Origin of the sequence: Ottowia sp., assembly GCF_046348305.1 — a bacterium.
Taxonomy (GTDB): Bacteria; Pseudomonadota; Gammaproteobacteria; order Burkholderiales; family Burkholderiaceae_C; genus Ottowia.
The window spans coordinates 111309-128115 of record NZ_JAXMEM010000010.1 but is presented as its reverse complement, the minus strand read 5'-3'; the positions used below and the strand labels follow the sequence as shown (position 1 = coordinate 128115).

Here is a 16807-nt window from a genome sequence, read left to right as displayed (position 1 = left end):
TCAAGGGGTGGCAACACGCCGGTAGACCAGCAGGTTGTCCTCGCGGTTGGTCGGCCGCCTCGCTTCGCCCGCCAGGCGCCACTGGCTCAGGTTGACGGTGGCCTGCAAGCTGGCCATGGCGTCGGTGTCCACCAGCAGCCAGGGGCAGCTCGTCAGGCTGCGCGCCGGCACCGGCGTCCAGCCTCCATGAAAGCGCACGGCGGCCACCTGGGGGGCGGACAAGCCGTGCACCTGCACGCATGGGGTGTTGCCGATCAGGTGCCGCAGCTCCTGCATTTGCGGCGCGAAGCTGCGTCCGTAGTTCAGCGCCGGCAGCCACAGCGTCATCAGCAGCAGCCAGCACAGCGTGGCGCCGGCCGCGGGCAGCACCAGGCTCTTCCACAGCGCGGCACGGTGGCGCGCGGTGCGCCAGCGCGCCAGCGCGATCCACGCGGCAGTGGCCAGCAAGGCCGCCACGAAGGCCGGCCACATGAAGTGGGGCACAAAGCCCGGCGCCAGCCGCGCCACGTTGGCCGCCGGTTGCGGGGGGACGCCCGTGTGCAGCGAGATCCACACCACCCAGATCACGATCGCCCACAGGCTGAAGAACAGCACCGTGAACCAGTCGATCAGCGCCGCCGCGCTGCGCTTGAAGGTGGGCAGGGCCAGGGCGGCCAGGCAGGCCAGCGCCGGCAGCGCCAGCAGCAGCACCCGGTCGCCCGCGCGTGTCAGCACCGCGCTCGCCATCGGCACGCCGGCGATCAGCAGCGGCAGGCCCAGATGCCGCTGATGGCCCAGCTGCGTCAGCTGGTGGCGCCAGCGCCACAGCGTCCACAGCGCCAGCGGCCAGGCCGGCCAGGTGAACCACAGGAATAGCTGTCCCAGCGCGCGCACTTCGTGCCAGTCGCTGGCGGGCGTGGCAATCTGCCACTCCAGCAGATCGGTGGACCAGCCCAGCAACGCGCAGGCCAGCGTGCAGGCGCCCAGCAGCCACAGGGCGAGTCGGCGCGTGGCCGGCGCCAGGTGCTCGGCGCTGGGGCGCAGCAGGCCCAGCGTGGCGACGCCGCCGTAGATCAAGGCAATCGACGGCGCGCCGCACAGCACCAGGCCGGGCAGCCCGACCAGCAGCATCAGCGGCGCGCCCAGCGGGCGAAACGGCAGGCCGGCCAAACCGGCGAACACCAGGGTCGCGAAAAACAACTGGGCCAGCGCCGGCGTGGTTTCGTGCGAGAACTGGGCCAGCCCCAGCGTGGCCACCAGCGCCAGCAGGCCGCCGTCGGCCAGTGCGCGGGCGTAGTCGACGGCCTTGGCCTCGCCGCCAAAGGCAAACACCACGGGCTGCGCACCCGGGTGGCGCGCCAGGTCGTACACCGCGGTCCAGGTGGCTGCCAGGGTGGCCGCCAGCATCAGCATGAAGGGCACGCGCACCGCGAAGTCGGGCGCCACCCAGGCGGGAACCCATTGCAGCACCCAGGCGCCGATCCAGTAGGGCAGCAGGGCGCTGATGTCGGCCGGGATGCCCATCATGCCGGGATGCAGCCAGGTCGACCACGAGGGGTCGCCGGCCAGGTCCAGCATCACGCCAAAGGCCGCCACGTCGGCGTTCTTCCAGGGATCGCGCCCCACATAGCCCGGGATCACGTAGGCCGCGCACAGCAGCCACAGCGCCCAGCGCGGCAGGCGGCGCACGGCGTCCTGGGCAACGAGGGCGGGGCTGGTCTGGTTCAAGGGGCGTCAGGCAGCGAAAAGGGCAGCGCGGTTGCCCGTGCTGCCCTTTTGAGAGCCGGAAAAAAGGCGTCGCGCGATTTTAGCGAGCGACCTTGCCGTAGCGGTTGCGGAATTTCTCGACGCGGCCGCCCAAGTTGTCCACCGATTTTTGCGTGCCGGTGTAGAAGGGGTGCGACTCGCTGGAGGTATCCAGCTTGAACAGCGGCAGCTCGCGGCCGTCGTCCATCTTGACCGTCTCTTTCGTGTTGGCGCACGAGCGCGTCACGAACTTGAAGCCGTTGGACAGATCCACGAAGCACACTTCGCGGTAGTTGGGGTGAATGCCTTCACGCATGATGAAACCTGTTTGGTTGGACTGTGGCAGCCGCGCCGGCCATGCGCAACCCTTGCGCATCAAGATTTGCTCGGCGTACTTTCCGCAAAACGCAGCATTATAGCGACAAGCCGGCGCGGCGACACCGCCCGCACGGTGCCTGGGCAAAAATGCGGGCCCAAGCGTACGATGGGCCTCCCAGGAACTGGCATGAAGAGGTGGCGAGCATGGCAAGCGGCACATTGGCGCAGGACGGTGGCGCGGCAGGCTTCCGGGTCATGGGGCAACTGTCCACCCGCGAGACGGTGTGGGCCATCGTCAAGGCCTCCAGCGGCAACCTGGTGGAGTGGTTCGACTTCTACATCTACGCCTTCTTCAGCGTCTACTTTGCCGAGCAGTTCTTCACCGGCACCGGGCAGACGGGCGCGTTCATGCAGGCGGCGGGGGTGTTCTTCATCGGTTTTCTGATGCGCCCGGTGGGCGGCTACATCTTCGGGCGCATCTCGGACCGCTTCGGGCGCAAGGACGCGATGGTGGTGTCCATCCTGATGATGGGCTTCGGCTCGCTGTGCCTGGCGGTGCTGCCAACGGCCGCCACCGCCGGTTCGCTGGCGCCCATCCTGCTGCTGCTGGTGCGCTGCGTCCAGGGCATCGCGGTGGGTGGTGAGTACGGCTCGACGGCGACCTACATGTCCGAGATCGCGCAGCCGGGGCGGCGCGGCTTTTTCTCGTCGTTCCAGTATGTCACGCTGATCGGCGGGCAGTTGCTGGCCAGCCTGCTGGCGGTCATCATGACCCACACCCTGGGCGGCGATCAGATCACCGCCGGCTGGTGGCGCCTGCCTTTCGTCATCGGCGCGCTGGCCGCCCTGGTGTCGCTGTGGCTGCGCTCGGGCCTGACGGAGACCACCTCCAAGGCCGACCGCCACCAGGAGGGTGCGGGCACTTTCAGGGAGGTGTGGCACCACCAGCGCGCGTTCTGGGTGGTGTTCGGCATCACCTGCATCGGCTCGCTCACCTTCTACACCTTCAGCACCTACATGCAGAAGTACCTGATCAACACGGCAGGCTTCTCCAAGGGCGACGTGGCCGACACGATGACGGTGTGCCTGTTTGTGTTCATGCTGATGCAACCGGTGATCGGCGCGATCTCGGACAAGATCGGGCGCAAGAACAGCATGCTCATCTTCGTCATCGGCATGGTGGTGCTGCCGGTGCCGGTGCTGGGCGCCATCGGCAAGCAGACCTCGCTGTTCGACGCGGGCCTGCTCATCATCGTGGCGATGGTGTTCCTGAGCTTCTACACCTCGATCTCGGGCATCGTCAAGGCCGAGATGTTCCCGGCCTACATCCGCGGCCTGGGGGTGGGCTTTACCTATGCAATCGGCAATTCGCTGTTCGGCGGCTCGGCCGAATACGTCGCGCTGTTCATGAAGCAGCACGGCTTTGGCGAGGTGTTCCCGTGGTATGTCACGGGCATCGCGGTGTGCGGCCTGATCGCCGTGCTCTTCATGCACGACAACCGCACGCATTCGACCATCGACAACCCGGGGGGCAGTGCCTACGGCAAGAAGCCTGCGGCCATGAGTTGACATCGACGCTTGGACTTGGGCATCCATGGAGCGAAAGAAGCGATCAGCTTCCGTCGCGAGCGGGTCGAGCTTGCGTCGAGCATCGCAGCCGTACTCCCGTACGGCGAGAAGCGCAGGCGCAAGATCGGCCCGCGCAGCAGGAAGATGACGCTTCTTCAGCCGCCCCGGCGCATCATGTCGAAGAACTCGACGTTGGTCTTGGTCGCCTTCATGCTCTTGATGACCATCTCCATCGCCTCGATTTCGTCCATGTTGTACATGAACTGGCGCAGGATGCGGGTCTTTTGCAGCACCTCGGGCGCCAGCAGCAGTTCTTCGCGGCGCGTGCCCGAGCGGTTGAGCTGGATGCTGGGGAACACGCGCTTTTCATACAGGCGGCGGTCCAGGTGGATTTCGCTGTTGCCGGTGCCCTTGAACTCCTCGAAGATCACCTCGTCCATGCGGCTGCCGGTGTCGATCAGCGCGGTGGCGATGATGGTCAGGCTGCCGCCTTCCTCGACGTTGCGCGCGGCGCCCAGAAAGCGCTTGGGCCGGTGCAGGGCGTTGGCGTCCACGCCCCCGGTCAGCACCTTGCCCGATGAGGGCACGACGTTGTTGTAGGCGCGGGCCAGGCGGGTGATGGAGTCCAGCAGGATCACCACGTCTTTCTTCAGCTCGACCAGGCGCTTGGCGCGCTCGATCACCATCTCGGCCACGTGCACGTGGCGCGCGGCCGGCTCGTCGAAGGTGGAGGCGATCACCTCGGCCTTGACCGAGCGCTGCATGTCCGTCACTTCCTCGGGGCGCTCGTCCACCAGCAGCACCATCATGTGGCTGTCGGGGTAGTTGGCGGCGATGGCGTGGGCGATGGTCTGCATCATCACCGTCTTGCCGCTCTTGGGCGGCGCCACGATCAGCGCGCGCTGGCCCTTGCCGATGGGAGCGATCACGTCGATGATGCGGCCGGTAATGTTCTCTTCGCCCTTGAAGCCTTCACGCTCCAGCCGCATCTGCTCGCGCGGAAACAGCGGCGTGAGGTTCTCGAACATCACCTTGTGCTTGTTCAGCTCGGCGGCGGCGCCGTTGACCATGTCCAGCTTGGTCAGGGCAAAGTAGCGCTCGCCGTCCTTGGGAATGCGCACCTCGCCCTCGATCATGTCGCCGGTGTGCAGGTTGAAGCGGCGCACCTGGCTGGGGCTGATGTAGATGTCGTCGGTGCTGGCGGTGTAGCTGGTGTCGGGGCTGCGCAAAAAGCCGAAGCCGTCGGGCAGGATCTCCAGCACGCCGTCGGCAAACACCTGCTCGCCGCCCTTGGCGCGCTTCTTGATCAGGGCAAACATCAGCTCCTGCTTGCGCATGCGGCTGGCGTTGTCGATTTCCAGCGCCTCGGCCTGCTTGAGCAGTTCGGACACGTGCAGCGCTTTGAGTTCGTTCAGATGCATGGGGTGAAGTGGATGCGGGTTGGACACGCAGTCCGCCAAGACCGGACCGCGCGATGGAAGATGCGGAAGGATTGAATTGGGAGGAGGCTGGCCGCGCCCGCGTGGGGCTTGGCTTGCGGCGCCCCGCGGTGCCGGGCGGCCGACCGGCGCTTACCTGCGCGCCGGCTTTCAGGCGAGATTATGGCAGGAAAACAAAACGCCGCGCACAGGGCGCGGCGTGGGCTGGCGAAGGAGCCGGGTTCGGGTCAGGCCAGCTGCTGGTCGATGAACTGCGTCAGCTGCGCTTTGGACATGGCGCCTACCTTGGTGGCGGCCAGCTCGCCCTTCTTGAACACCATCAGCGTGGGAATGCCGCGGATGCCGAACTTGGCCGGGATGGCCTGGTTGTCATCGACGTTGACCTTGGCGATCGTCAGCTTGCCGTTGTAGGTGCCGGCCAGCTCGTCCAGCGCGGGCGCGATGGACTTGCAAGGGCCGCACCATTCGGCCCAGAAGTCCACCAGGACGGGTTGGTCCGACTTCAGGACGTCGGCGTCGAAAGAGCTGTCGCTCACGTGTTTGATCAGGTCGCTGGCCATGGAAAGTCCTTGGAGGAAAAAATCAAGCCGCCGGGGCGGCTACAGTGCGAATCATTGTGACAGAAACCGGCCGCCACCAGCGCCGGCCCGCCCCCAAAAACCGTGATGAATGACCTGACCGACCCGGCGCCGGCGCCCGGCGGCTGGCCGGCCCTGCTGGCACGCATCGACGCCGCCTTGCGCGAGCAGGCCGCGCACCCCGCGCGCAGCGTGGTGCTGCTGCCCTACGCCCAATTGCTGCCGCTGGCCGCGCAGCAGTGGGCCGCGCAGTTTCCGGACAGCTTTGCGCCGCGCTTTGAAACCACGCGCAGCTGGGCCGCGCGGGCCGGCTTGTTCGCGCCCGGCCCGCACGACTGGAGTGGTGCGCACGGGCGCGACGCGCTGGTGGCCGCCGGCTTGCTGGAGGCCGCCGGCTGCGCCGCCCAGCGCGCCCTGCTGACGGCGCCCCTGCTGGAACAGGCCGCGCAACTGGCGCCGCTGGCCGCCAGCCTGCCGCCGGACATGCGGCCCGACTGGATGGCCCACGCGCGCGCTGCCCTGCCCGACGCGGGCGCAGGCCCGCTGGCGCTGGAAGCGCTGCTGGCGCGCGTGGCCACGGCCTGGGTGGGCAACTCCGCGCACCCCAGCGACGCGCTGTTTGCGCCGCGCATGGCCCAGGCGCTGGACGCGCTCGTCATCGTGCCCGGCCTGCAGCACGACCCCTTGGCCGACACACTGGCCGAGCATTACTTCGAAAAGGCCACCGTGTTGCCGCTGCCGGCGCCTGCGGCGCGCGGCCAAGTCGCGCTGCACCGCTGCGCCGACGGCGAGGACGAGGCCGAGCGCGCCGTCGCCTGCGTGCTGCGCCACGTGATTGCCGGCCGTGTGCCCGTGGCCCTGGTGGCGGGCGATCGCGCGCTCACCCGCCGCATCAACGCGCTGCTTGCCGCGCGCGGGCTGCGCCCCGGGTTTGAGTTGCGCGACGAAACCGGCTGGAAGCTGTCCACCACGCACGCGGCCGCCAGCCTGATGGCGGCGCTGCGCGCCTGCGCGCCGCGCGCCAGCAGCGACGCGGTGCTGGACTGGCTCAAGCTGGCGCCGGTGTTTGACGCGGGCGCGCTGCGCGCGCTGGAGCAGCGCCTGCGCCAGGACGGCGTGCGCGGCTGGCCGCAGGCGGTGCATGCGTTGCCGCGGCTGACCCTGATTGAAGCCGTGGAGACCCTGCGCGCGCCGATGACCGCGGCGCGCCCGGTCACGGCCTGGCTGGCTGCCACCCGCGCGTTGCTGCAAGGCTGCGGCCTGTGGTCCGCGCTGCTGCACGACGAGGCCGGCCGCGCCGTGATCGAAGCCATCGGCCTGGACGACGCGGCGCTGGATGCCTGGCAGGGCGAGCCCGCCGCCCAGCGCCGCATGGACCTGGCCGAGTTCACGCATTGGGTGGGCGAAAGCCTGGAGGCCGCCAGCTACCGCGCGCCCCAGCCGGCCGACGCGCCGGTGGTGGTGCTGCCCCTGGCGCAGTTGCTGGGGCGCCCGTTTGCCGCCCTGGTGCTGCCCGGCGCCGACGAGCAGCGCCTGCCTGCCGCGCCCGAGCCGCCCGGCCCCTGGAGCGCCGCGCAGCGCGAGCGGCTGCACCTGCCCTCGCGCGCCGACCTGCAGGCCGCGCAGCAGGCCGCGTGGGCGCTGGCGCTGGCCGTGCCTCGGGTCGATGTGCTGTGGCGCCACAGCGACGACAGCGGGCAGGCGCTGCTGCCCTCGCCCCTGGTCCAGGCGCTGCAGTTGCAAGGGGGCGCCGATGTGGCCCAGGCCCCGCCCGATCCGCGCGAGCCGCGCCCCGTGGCCGCCGCGCCGCTGGCATGCCCCGCGCCCAGCGGCGCCGCCTTGCCCGTGCTGCCCCTGTCCGCCAGCAGCTACGAAAAGCTGCGCGACTGCCCGTATCGCTTCTTTGCGCTGCGCCAGCTCGGCCTGCAAGACGACGGCGAGCTGGACGTGGATGTGGACAAGCGCGACTGGGGCACCTGGCTGCACGCCGTGCTGCGCCGCTTTCACGAGGCGCTGCAGCGTGATCCCGATGCCGAGCGCACCGCCCTGCTGGACGCAGCCGCGCAGCAGGCCACGCGCGAGCAGGGCCTGGATGAAGAGCCGGGCGAGTTCCTGCCCTTCATGGCTGCCTGGCCCCGCTTGCGTGATGCCTACCTGCAATGGCTGGCCGCGCACGAGGCGGATGGCGCTGCGTTCGAGACCGCCGAGCAGGTCATCGACGTGCAGCGCGGCGCGCTGAAACTGGGCGGGCGCATCGACCGCATCGACCGCCTGGCCGACGGCACGCCGCTGCTGATCGACTACAAGACCGAGGCGCTGACAAAAACCAGGGACCGCGTGAAGGCCGGCAGCGAAGACACGCAACTGCCCTTCTACGCTCTGCTGGCCGGCGGCGAAGCCCCGCGCGCCTTCTACCTGAACCTGGCCGAGCGCGAAACACCCAGCGCGCACGAGCTGCCCGATTTGCCCGCGCTGGCCGCGCAGCTGTACGACGGCATGAGCGAAGACGTGGCCCGCATCCAGGCTGGCGCGCCGCTGCCGGCGCTGGGCGAGGGCAGCGTGTGCGACTGGTGCGAGGCGCGGGGCTTGTGCCGCAAGGATTTTTGGAGCGAGTCGCCATGATGTCAGTCGCCAAATGGGCTGTTTCACCCTCCCCCACTGGGGGAGGGCAGGGGTGGGGGCACGCGGCCGCAATGGCACCCCAGGCTTTGTTGCTGCGCCCGCTGGCCCCCACCCCAACCCTCCCCCAGCGGGGGAGGGGGTATTGCCCATGACCCCCGCCTACCAACACAACGATGCGCCCTGCACGCGCGAGCACTTCTACGCCATCGCCTGCGACCCGCGGCGCAGCGTGGTGGTCGAGGCCTGTGCCGGCGCGGGCAAGACCTGGATGCTGGTCTCGCGCATCCTGCGCGCGCTGCTGGAGGGCAGCGCGCCGCACGAGGTGCTGGCCATCACCTTCACCAAAAAGGCCGCCGGCGAGATGCGCGAGCGCCTGCTGCAATGGCTGGGCGAGTTTGCCCGCCCCAAGCCGGCCGACCCGACCCGGGGCCGAGACGCAGAAACCCCCGCGCAGTGGCAGCAGCGCCTGCACGATGAGCTGATTGCAAGAGGAATCGAGCCGCAGCGCGCGTCCGTCCAGCGCGAGCAGCTACAAAATCTGTATCAATCCCTGCTCGCCCACGGTCGCCCGGTGCAGATCCGCACCTTTCACAGCTGGTTTGCCGCGCTGCTGCGCACGGCCCCGCTGGCGGTGCTGCACGAGCTGGGGCTGCCCTCGGCCTATGAGCTGCTGGAGGACGACGAAGACGCCGTGGCCGAGCTGTGGCGGCCGTTTCTGCGGCAGGTGGCGGCCGATGCCGGCTTGCGCGATGACTACGCCGATCTGGTGCGCGCGCTGGGCCGCGCCCAGGCCCACAAGGCGCTGACCGCCGCGCTGGCGCGCCGGGTCGAGTTTCAGCTGGCCGACCAGGCCGGGCATGTTCAAGAGGCGGTGCCGCGCTTTGACGTGCTGGCGCCCGATCTGGCCGGCTTCGAGCGCCCCTGCGATGCCTTGACCAGCGATGCGGCGCGCGCCCGCTGGCTCGCCTTTGCCAAGGCCCTGGGCGCAGAAAAAAACAAGACTCCCCGCGCCGCCGCGGACGCGATCATCGACGCCTTCGAGCAGCCCGACGCGCAGGAGCGACTGACCGCGCTGCGCAAGGCGCTTTTCGTGGCCAAGGAAGACCGTCTGACCGCGCACCTGACCAAGTTCGAGGCGGCGCAGCAGGCCGAGCCCGAATTGCAGCGCCTGCTGCTCGCCAGCCAGCAGCACGACGCGTGGCAGCACCACCAGCGCATGGCGCGCCTCACGCGCCAGCTCATCGCCAGCTTTGCCCAGCTCAAGCGCGAGCGCGGCTGGGTGGACATGAACGACGTCGAGCGCGCCGCGCTCATCCTGCTGGACGACCACGACATCTCGGCCTGGGTGCAGGAGCGCCTGGACGCGCGCGTGCGCCATCTGCTGGTCGACGAGTTTCAGGACACCAACCCGCTGCAATGGCAGGCGCTCAAGGCCTGGCTGGCAGGCTATGCCGGCGCGGGCGGCGGTGCCGCTGCGCCCAGCGTGTTCATCGTGGGCGACCCCAAGCAAAGCATCTACCGCTTTCGCCGCGCCGACCCCCAGGTCTTCATCGACGCGCAGCAGTTCGTCGTGCAGGCGCTGGGCGGCGAGCGCCTGGCCACCGACCACACGCGCCGCAACGCCCCCGCCGTGCTGGGCGCCGTCAACGCCGTCATGCAGCAGGCCCAGGCCGACGGCCGCTTCGACGGCTTTCGCGCGCACAGCACCGAATCCGCGGCCGACGGCTGGGTGCAGGCCTTGCCCCTGATCCCGCGCCCGGACAAGGCCGGCGCCGACACCGGCGACGGGCCGGCCTGGCGCGACAGCCTGAGCACCCCGCGCCGCGTGCTGGACGAAACCCTGCGCACGCTCGAATGCCGCCAGGCCGCGCGCTGGATCGCCCTGCGCGTGGCCGCCGGCGTTCAGCCCGAAAACATCATGGTGCTGGCGCGCCAGCGCGTGGCGCTCACGGCGCTGCAGGTCGAGCTGCGCGCGCAAGGCATCGCCTGCGAGCAGCCCGACAAGCAGATGCTGGGCCAACAGCCCGCCGTGCAGGACGTGCTGGCCCTGGTCGATGCGCTCGTCTCGCCCGGACACGATCTGGCGCTGGCGCGCGCGCTCAAGTCGCCCCTGTTTGGCCTGGGCGACGAAGACCTCACGCGCCTGGCACTGGCCGTGCAGGCCGCGCGAGCGCCCGGCCAGCCGCGCCCGGCATGGCTTGATGTGCTATCAACAACAGAGCTGCTTGCGCACAGTGGACAAGCGCTGCACGCCGATTTGATGCAATACCGCCAGTGGCTCCTGAGCCTGCCCCCGCACGACGCGCTGCAAGCCATCTACAGCCACCGCGACGCGCTGGCGCGCTTTGCCGCTGCCGCCCCCGCGCCCGAGCGCGCCCACGTGCTGGCGCAGTTGCGCGCGCTGCTGGCCGCCGCCCTGGGCGTGCAGGGCGGGCGCTTTCTGACCGCGTACCAGTGGCTGCGCGCGCTGCGCCGCCAGCAGTTGCCCGTGCCGCGCCACGCCGCGCCCGAGGCCGTGCAACTGCTGACGGTGCACGGCGCCAAGGGCCTGGAGGCCGACGAGGTGCTGCTGCTGGACGCCGCCTCCGTCAAGAAGGAGCGCGGCGAGCCCGCCGTGCTGCTCGACTGGCCGGGCGAGCAGCGCGTGCCCCGCAGCCTGGTCTTTCTGGCCAAGGGCAGCGCGCCGCCGCCCAGCGCGCTGGCGCTGGCCGCCAGCGAGGCCGCTGCCCAGTCGCGCGAAGAGCAAAACGCCCTGTACGTCGCCATGACCCGCGCGCGCCAGCGCCTGGTGCTCTCCGGCGTCACGCCGCACGGGCAGGCGCCGCACAGCTGGTGGCTGCAACTGCAGCCGCAGGCGCAAGAACTGCCCGTGCCCGAGCCGGCCCCCGCATCCGCGCACCCCGGTCAGGCCCAGGCAGAATTCATCATGCTCGATCTGCCGCCAGCGCCCGTCCTGCCAGCGCAAGAAGCTATAAAATCAGAAGCATTCGAGGGCAAAAGTGAAGCCGCCTCCGACGACGCATCACGCATCGGCGAAGCCATGCACTGGCTGCTGGAGCACGCCGGCGACACCCCCGCCGGCTGGCGCCCCGAGCGCCCCGCGCAGGCCCGGCGCCGCTTTGCCCTGAGCGCCGCCCAGGCCGCGCTCGCCGAGCAAATGGCGCGCCGCATCCTCACCGGCGAAGCCGCCTGGGCCTGGGACGCCGACGAGGTGATCGAAGCCTTCGACGAAGTCGAGCTGGTGCACCAGGGCCAGCGCCGGCGCATCGACCGCCTGGTGCGCCGCCGCGCCGGCCCCCACGGCCCCGAGGCCTGGTGGGTGCTCGACTACAAAAGCGCCGCGCACCCTGAGCGCGACGCGGCCCTGGTCGACCAGCTGGCCGGCTACCGCGCCGCCGTCGAGCGCCTGCACCCGGGGCAGGCGGTGCGGGTGGCGTTTTTGAGTGGGGAGGGGAGGGTGGTGGGGTGAGGAATGCCGCAAATGGCCAAGAAGAAGCCGTCGATGGGCCATTGTCCAGAGTCGACAGGCTGGCCGAAAGTCGGCAGCCTATGAGAGACGACTACCGCTGCACTGCGGGCATCAGCGCTCAAATCCCAAGTAGCCGCAAAGGGTTTGGGACACCGGTGTCGAGGAAACGCCGTTGAATCACTGCGCTCGCAGCGCACGAAAGCCGATACTCGGCGACCTCACCAGGCGAACGGCGATAGCTATCGATTCAGTAGCTGCGGAAGATGCATTCGTCGCTCGACGAGATGGGCGGCCGCACTGCTGCGATCAGCCTTGAGGTAGGCAGCCAGAAGCGTCAAGTCCACCAGATCGCGCTGAGCCCGGCTGCCGCCGATGCGCACGGTCTGAGCAAGCGCGCGCTCGAGGGCGCTGATCGCTTCGCCCCAGTGCCCGGCGGCGTATGCGGCGAAGCCCTCGGCAATCCACAGCACCACCTCTCCCGCAGGGTAGCGGCCGTCCGCGATGCGCTGGCGGATCTCGTCAGCACGTCGCCCGAGCGCATCGGTATCGCCGTCAACGATGCACGCGATCATGCTGTGCACGTCGGCAAACGCGATCCCGGCGGTCGGAAAGTGATGCAGCGCATGGTCGTGCACCTCGTGCCAGAGCTGCTCGGAGCGAGGTTGCCCCGCCAGCTCCGCGCGCCAGAGGAAAGAAGGCGCATCGGTGCCGACGTTGAGCGGCGGGCCCCAGGCGCCGCCCGGATGCACGGACGCGCGATACGCTTGCCAAGCGCGCTCGTGGCGACCAGCCGCCAGAGCAGCAAGCGTGACGTGCCATGACAGATGGCAACGTGTGAGGCTGCGCGGGTCCAGACCAGGCATCCACGCTTCCAGATACTCGAGCGCCTCGCCGATCTCGCCGCGCTCATACATCACGTGGGTCCGGAAGTGCGCGGCATGTGCATGACGCGGATTCTTCGCGAGGCTGCGCTCGATCAAGGTCCAGGCAAGATTCAGACGACCCGTTTCGCAGGCCGCGAATCCGTACACGGTCTCGAACCACCAGTCCTCTCCATACGCCGGCGCCAGTGACTCGAGCAACTCGTACAGTTGCTCCTCGTGGTCCGCGTCGCCGCTGAAGCCGTACAACCCGAACACGCTGGTGGCCGGAGCCAGCACCATCGCATCGCGAGGCCAAGTGCGAAGGTGCTTGAGCATCGCTTCGCGCGCGAGCGCGGGCTTGCCTTCGATGCCGAGGCAGATCGTGTCGATGTGGCTTCGTTCGCGCTCCGAAACCCGATCGCACAGCGCGCGGGCGGTGTTTGCCGACGTTCTCGCGGGCCCGACCTCGGCATCGAGGAACAGCCCGCGGGCCAGCGCGGCATGGGCCAGTGCGAAAGAGGGATCGAGCGCGAGCGCACGTGCCAACGACTCGCGGTAGCCCGCAACTCCGGAAATCACGCTGTCAACGCCCGCGACGTAAGCATCGCGGGCGTCAGCGTTCGATGTGGACAGGTGAAGTCCGTAGCGATCTTCAAGCATCATGGTATGGGCCGTTGTCTTCATTTGAGGTCTCCTTGGCGTTTGCGACTACTGGCGGTTGGATTCACTTATTCGCGCACATGATGCGAACACTTCCACCGGTACGCAATCCGTCCTTGCGACGTGCGAAGTAGCGCTCGTTGAGTTCGTCCGGCGTGGCACTGTGCGCAGAACTGAAACCCAGCTCGAGCAGCTGAGCTTGCAAATGCACTGGATCGAGGGTCGACAGCCACGGTTCTCCGACCGCGGTGACCTGCCGCTCGACAACGTCGCTGACAGTGCGCTCGATTGGGTTGAGCATCGACACCGGAACGCGGTAGTCGAAGCACAGACAACTGCCTGCGGCAAACGTTGCCAGCGTGCGGAGCGTGCTCAGCACCCCGTTGGCCGTCAGGTACATGGTGACGCCCATCCAGCTGATGCAAGCGGGCTGATCGACCCTGAAGCCCGACCACTGCAACGCAGCGCCCAGATCGTCGCGCTCGAAGTCCACCGCCACAAACGCCAGCGACGGAGGCACATCGATGCCAGCCTCGGCCAACAGCTGCTGCTTCCAGCGTTGCGTGCCAGGGTGGTCCACCTCGAGCACCCGCAGGCCCTCATCGCAGTATGGGTTGCGATACGCAAAGGTGTCGAGACCGGCGCCCAAAATGACGTACTGGCGTACACCGGCCGCGACGCAGCGCGAGAGCTCATCCTCGACGAATCGGCTGCGCACGACCAAGGCGGCGCGAAGGCCTCGGGACAGCGGATCGTTCAGCCGGAACGGGTCGTCTCGCAGCGCGGCCTGGGCTGGCGCTCCCAGCAGAGGCAGTGCAATCGGGTCAGGATGGACCAGCGGCTCGTCGAGCAATTGGTGCGCTGCGCGCAACGAGGCGACCGCCATGGCGGAACGGCTCGGAATACCCTGGCGAACCATGTTGATCGGCAAGCTGGACATTTGTGCCTCCAGTGGTTCTGAAGGCGTCATAGTCCACCCTCACGTTGCGTCAGGGTCAAGGGCCGCAGCCTGGTCCAGATAGCACCACACTTCCGGCGTCAAGACGGTTCCTGCCCGAATCAGCGGTTCGTTCTCGTACGCGGCGAGCAGCCGGGCGCCCAACGCTGAGTCATGCCGCGCCATCCGTTCCAGCAGGGTCCGCCATTCGCGCGCCAGTTGGCGCGCTTGCGTGGCATGTGGCGGCGCACCCTCAGCCATCAAGCGCTCGACGCGTTCCCTGAGCGCGCGCCACTCCGGATCCAGTGTCTTGTCCAGGCGTTCAAACTGATCCGCACTGAGGTACTTGGCCAGCACGCTCAATCGCACCTGAGTCGCCTGATCGATGTACTCCAACAACGTCCGATTCATCCCGCCGGGCAGTGGCAGGCTGGGGTGCTCGAGCAGCATGCTGCGCCAGCGGGTCAGGAGCGCGACGTTGCCGTTCATCCAACGCGCGGACACGTCCATCCATCGTCGCGCCAGCGGCTGCAACTCGATCGAATCGGGCGGCACGCCGCGCGCCATCATGTCGCGGATCGCCTGCACCAATGGTGGCCACTCGGCCGCGGTGCGCTTCCACCGCGCGAAGATGAGTTTGAGTTCGCCAGCGCTGAAGTACTGCTCGAACGTGCTCATCATCGACAGGCTGGCGAGCCAGTCGTCGATTTCAGGTTGGCCGCCGCTCGCGAGGATGAGTTGCATGACGGTAAGTCGCTCGCGCAGTGCCTGGGCCTGGACAATCTCCTGATCCAGTGCGCCGATCTGCTGCGCGAGGATGGCCGGCAGCGCGACGGCGCCGCCGTCGAGCAAGTGCGCGACATCGCCAAGGGACAATCCCATGCGGCGCAGGGTCTGGATGCCATGCAGTCGTGCGACATCGTCACGGCTGTACAGCCGATAGCCGCTTTCGGAGCGCCCAGAGGGGTGCAGCAGCCCGATGCTGTCGTAGTGATGCAGTGCGCGCACAGTCAGACCGCTGCGCTTGGCCAGTTCACCAACCTTGAGAAGCATGAGCGGAGTATCGGCGCATTGCCCGCGATGGATGCAGCGGAGACTTGAGCACGAGCTCCCAAGAGTTCACTCTCGCCGAGTCAACTCTCGTATGGCTCGGGGAAAGTTGTTCGAAGGGTCGGCTCACACCAACCCATGGCACGCCCAGTTCCACTCATTTCAAACTGCTCAAAAGCGCGCAAAAAATAGTGGGTGTGATTGGGTGTTGAAATGGAGATTCGACCTCATTCCAACTGCCGATAAACCACCTCGGCCAGCGCATGCAGCCGCTCGCGGGGCAGCGCGGCGCTGAGGGCGTAGCCCTGGTGGCCGTCGATCCAGTAGAAGCCCTGGGTGGCGCCGTCGGCGGTCCACTGAAACGCGGCGGGCGCGGCGGGCTGGGTGCCGGGGTGCGCCAGCACCGAGACGTACAGCGTCAGGCGCAGGCCGGCGGCGTCCTGGTACATGAATTGCGCGCGCGCCTGGCCGGCCTCGCCCGGCAGCAGGCGCCCGCCCACCAGATGAAAGCCCTGCTCATCGAGCACCGGCACCTTGAGCGCGGTGCCCAGCCGCTTGGACAGCCACTGCACCAGATGGGCCTGCTGTTGCGCGGCGACTTCGACCGGGTGGCGCTGCTCGGGCACGTACACCGCATGCGCCGCCGCCGCCTCGCGCACGAACGTGGGCAGGGCGGCCGTGCTGCCCGCGCGCGGCGCCGGGCGGGCGCCGACCCCCGGGCTGGCGATGCCCCAACCCAGGCCCAGGCCCACCGCCAGCATGACGGCCGCGGCCAGCGCGTGCGGCCAGTGCCAGGCCACAGGCGGCGGGCGAAGCGCGCGGCGCAGGCGCGGCGGGACGGGCTCGTCGAGCACCTGGGCGTGCAGGGTTTGCAGGCTGGCGCGCTGCGCCTGGAGCGCCGCGGCGTGTACGGCGGCCTCGGGGTGCTCGGCCAGCCACTGCGCCACGGCGGCGGCGGCGTCGGGCGCCAGTTCGCCATCCACCCAGGCGTGGAGCGTGGCTTCGTCGGGGGCGCGGGCGGACATCGAGGGCCTCTCCTTTACTTGACGGCCTTGAGCACGGCGCGGGCGGGCGCGCCGCCTTCCATCAGCTGGCGCAGCTGCGCCCGCGCGCGCGACAGCCGCGACATCACGGTGCCGATCGGCACGCCCAGGGTGTCGGCCGTTTCGGCATAGCTCAGCTGCTCCATGCCGACCAGCAGCAGCACCTCGCGCGCGGTAGGCGACAGCCGTGCCAGCGCGCGCTCCAGGTCCAGCCGCAGCGTCGTCTGCGCGCCGGGATCGTGGCCCGGGTCCAGGCTTTCGTCCCACGGCGCCTGAGGCTGGCGCGCGGCCTGCCGCCATTGGTTGGCGTGCAGGTTGTGCATGATGGCCAGCAACCAGCCGCGCAGGGCCTTGTGCACATGCTCGGCCGGCGCGGCGGCGGGCGGGTGCCACAGGCTCCACTTCTGGCAGGCGCGCTCCAGCGTGTCCTGCACCAGGTCGTCGGCGCGCGCGGCGTCGCCCACCAGCGCCCGCGCGTAGCGGCGCAGGCGCGGGATGTGGACGATCGCGGCGTCGATGTTCAAGCGGGGTGCG

At 69.1% G+C, this 16807-nt stretch carries 12 protein-coding genes; 3 read left to right on the top strand and 9 right to left on the bottom strand.

What is annotated here, in order from left to right:
• Together U1F38_RS13470 and U1F38_RS13465 are read right to left on the bottom strand one after the other, a co-directional pair.
• On the bottom strand, window positions 1–1707 hold the full coding sequence (locus tag U1F38_RS13470; RefSeq protein WP_409987583.1) for a hypothetical protein: 1707 nt from the start codon (window positions 1705–1707) through the stop codon (window positions 1–3).
• 79 nt (window positions 1708–1786) lie between these two features.
• Window positions 1787–2041, bottom strand: a complete 255-nt coding sequence (locus U1F38_RS13465) for a type B 50S ribosomal protein L31 (protein ID WP_409987582.1) — start codon at window positions 2039–2041, stop codon at window positions 1787–1789.
• Between the two features lie 257 nt (window positions 2042–2298).
• On the opposite strand from U1F38_RS13465, the gene U1F38_RS13460 reads away from it, so the two are divergent.
• On the top strand, window positions 2299–3612 hold the full coding sequence (locus tag U1F38_RS13460; protein ID WP_409987644.1) for an MFS transporter: 1314 nt from the start codon (window positions 2299–2301) through the stop codon (window positions 3610–3612).
• 155 nt (window positions 3613–3767) lie between these two features.
• Here U1F38_RS13460 and rho read toward each other — a convergent pair whose 3' ends face one another.
• Together rho and trxA are read right to left on the bottom strand one after the other, a co-directional pair.
• The gene (rho, locus tag U1F38_RS13455) at window positions 3768–5033 is read right to left on the bottom strand and encodes a transcription termination factor Rho (RefSeq protein ID WP_409987581.1); all 1266 of its coding nucleotides are present in this window, start codon (window positions 5031–5033) and stop codon (window positions 3768–3770) included.
• Window positions 5034–5278: 245 nt separating this feature from the next.
• Window positions 5279–5611, bottom strand: coding sequence for a thioredoxin TrxA (gene trxA / locus U1F38_RS13450; protein WP_409987580.1), 333 nt, complete (start codon window positions 5609–5611; stop codon window positions 5279–5281).
• A gap of 105 nt (window positions 5612–5716) precedes the next feature.
• On the opposite strand from trxA, the gene U1F38_RS13445 reads away from it, so the two are divergent.
• Together U1F38_RS13445 and U1F38_RS13440 are read left to right on the top strand one after the other, a co-directional pair.
• A complete protein-coding gene (locus U1F38_RS13445) occupies window positions 5717–8251 on the top strand; it encodes a PD-(D/E)XK nuclease family protein (RefSeq protein ID WP_409987579.1) in 2535 nt (844 codons plus the stop codon).
• A gap of 148 nt (window positions 8252–8399) precedes the next feature.
• Window positions 8400–11720, top strand: a complete 3321-nt coding sequence (locus U1F38_RS13440; RefSeq protein ID WP_409987578.1) for a UvrD-helicase domain-containing protein — start codon at window positions 8400–8402, stop codon at window positions 11718–11720.
• Window positions 11721–11959: 239 nt separating this feature from the next.
• Here U1F38_RS13440 and U1F38_RS13435 read toward each other — a convergent pair whose 3' ends face one another.
• From U1F38_RS13435 to U1F38_RS13415, 5 genes are all read right to left on the bottom strand, one after another.
• On the bottom strand, window positions 11960–13267 hold the full coding sequence (locus tag U1F38_RS13435; protein WP_409987577.1) for a tetratricopeptide repeat protein: 1308 nt from the start codon (window positions 13265–13267) through the stop codon (window positions 11960–11962).
• A gap of 40 nt (window positions 13268–13307) precedes the next feature.
• On the bottom strand, window positions 13308–14183 hold the full coding sequence (locus U1F38_RS13430) for a class I SAM-dependent methyltransferase (protein WP_409987576.1): 876 nt from the start codon (window positions 14181–14183) through the stop codon (window positions 13308–13310).
• 39 nt (window positions 14184–14222) lie between these two features.
• On the bottom strand, window positions 14223–15233 hold the full coding sequence (locus U1F38_RS13425; RefSeq protein ID WP_409987575.1) for a MerR family transcriptional regulator: 1011 nt from the start codon (window positions 15231–15233) through the stop codon (window positions 14223–14225).
• Window positions 15234–15457: 224 nt separating this feature from the next.
• Window positions 15458–16255: an anti-sigma factor family protein gene (locus U1F38_RS13420; protein WP_409987574.1), complete on the bottom strand. Its 798-nt coding sequence runs from the start codon at window positions 16253–16255 to the stop codon at window positions 15458–15460.
• 14 nt (window positions 16256–16269) lie between these two features.
• A complete protein-coding gene (locus U1F38_RS13415; protein ID WP_409987573.1) occupies window positions 16270–16797 on the bottom strand; it encodes an RNA polymerase sigma factor in 528 nt (175 codons plus the stop codon).
• Between the last annotated feature and the right edge of the window lie 10 nt (window positions 16798–16807).

What these genes read in the sequence shown, in the direction of transcription:
- U1F38_RS13430 (WP_409987576.1), bottom strand. Translation starts at nt 14,183, where the DNA reads ATGTCCAGCTTGCCGATCAACATGGTTCGCCAGGGTATTCCGAGCCGT.
- trxA (WP_409987580.1), bottom strand. Translation starts at nt 5,611, where the DNA reads ATGGCCAGCGACCTGATCAAACACGTGAGCGACAGCTCTTTCGACGCC.
- rho (WP_409987581.1), bottom strand. Translation starts at nt 5,033, where the DNA reads ATGCATCTGAACGAACTCAAAGCGCTGCACGTGTCCGAACTGCTCAAG.
- U1F38_RS13460 (WP_409987644.1), top strand. Translation starts at nt 2,299, where the DNA reads ATGGGGCAACTGTCCACCCGCGAGACGGTGTGGGCCATCGTCAAGGCC.
- U1F38_RS13445 (WP_409987579.1), top strand. Translation starts at nt 5,717, where the DNA reads ATGAATGACCTGACCGACCCGGCGCCGGCGCCCGGCGGCTGGCCGGCC.
- U1F38_RS13440 (WP_409987578.1), top strand. Translation starts at nt 8,400, where the DNA reads ATGACCCCCGCCTACCAACACAACGATGCGCCCTGCACGCGCGAGCAC.
- U1F38_RS13420 (WP_409987574.1), bottom strand. Translation starts at nt 16,255, where the DNA reads ATGTCCGCCCGCGCCCCCGACGAAGCCACGCTCCACGCCTGGGTGGAT.
- U1F38_RS13425 (WP_409987575.1), bottom strand. Translation starts at nt 15,233, where the DNA reads ATGCTTCTCAAGGTTGGTGAACTGGCCAAGCGCAGCGGTCTGACTGTG.
- U1F38_RS13465 (WP_409987582.1), bottom strand. Translation starts at nt 2,041, where the DNA reads ATGCGTGAAGGCATTCACCCCAACTACCGCGAAGTGTGCTTCGTGGAT.
- U1F38_RS13435 (WP_409987577.1), bottom strand. Translation starts at nt 13,267, where the DNA reads ATGAAGACAACGGCCCATACCATGATGCTTGAAGATCGCTACGGACTT.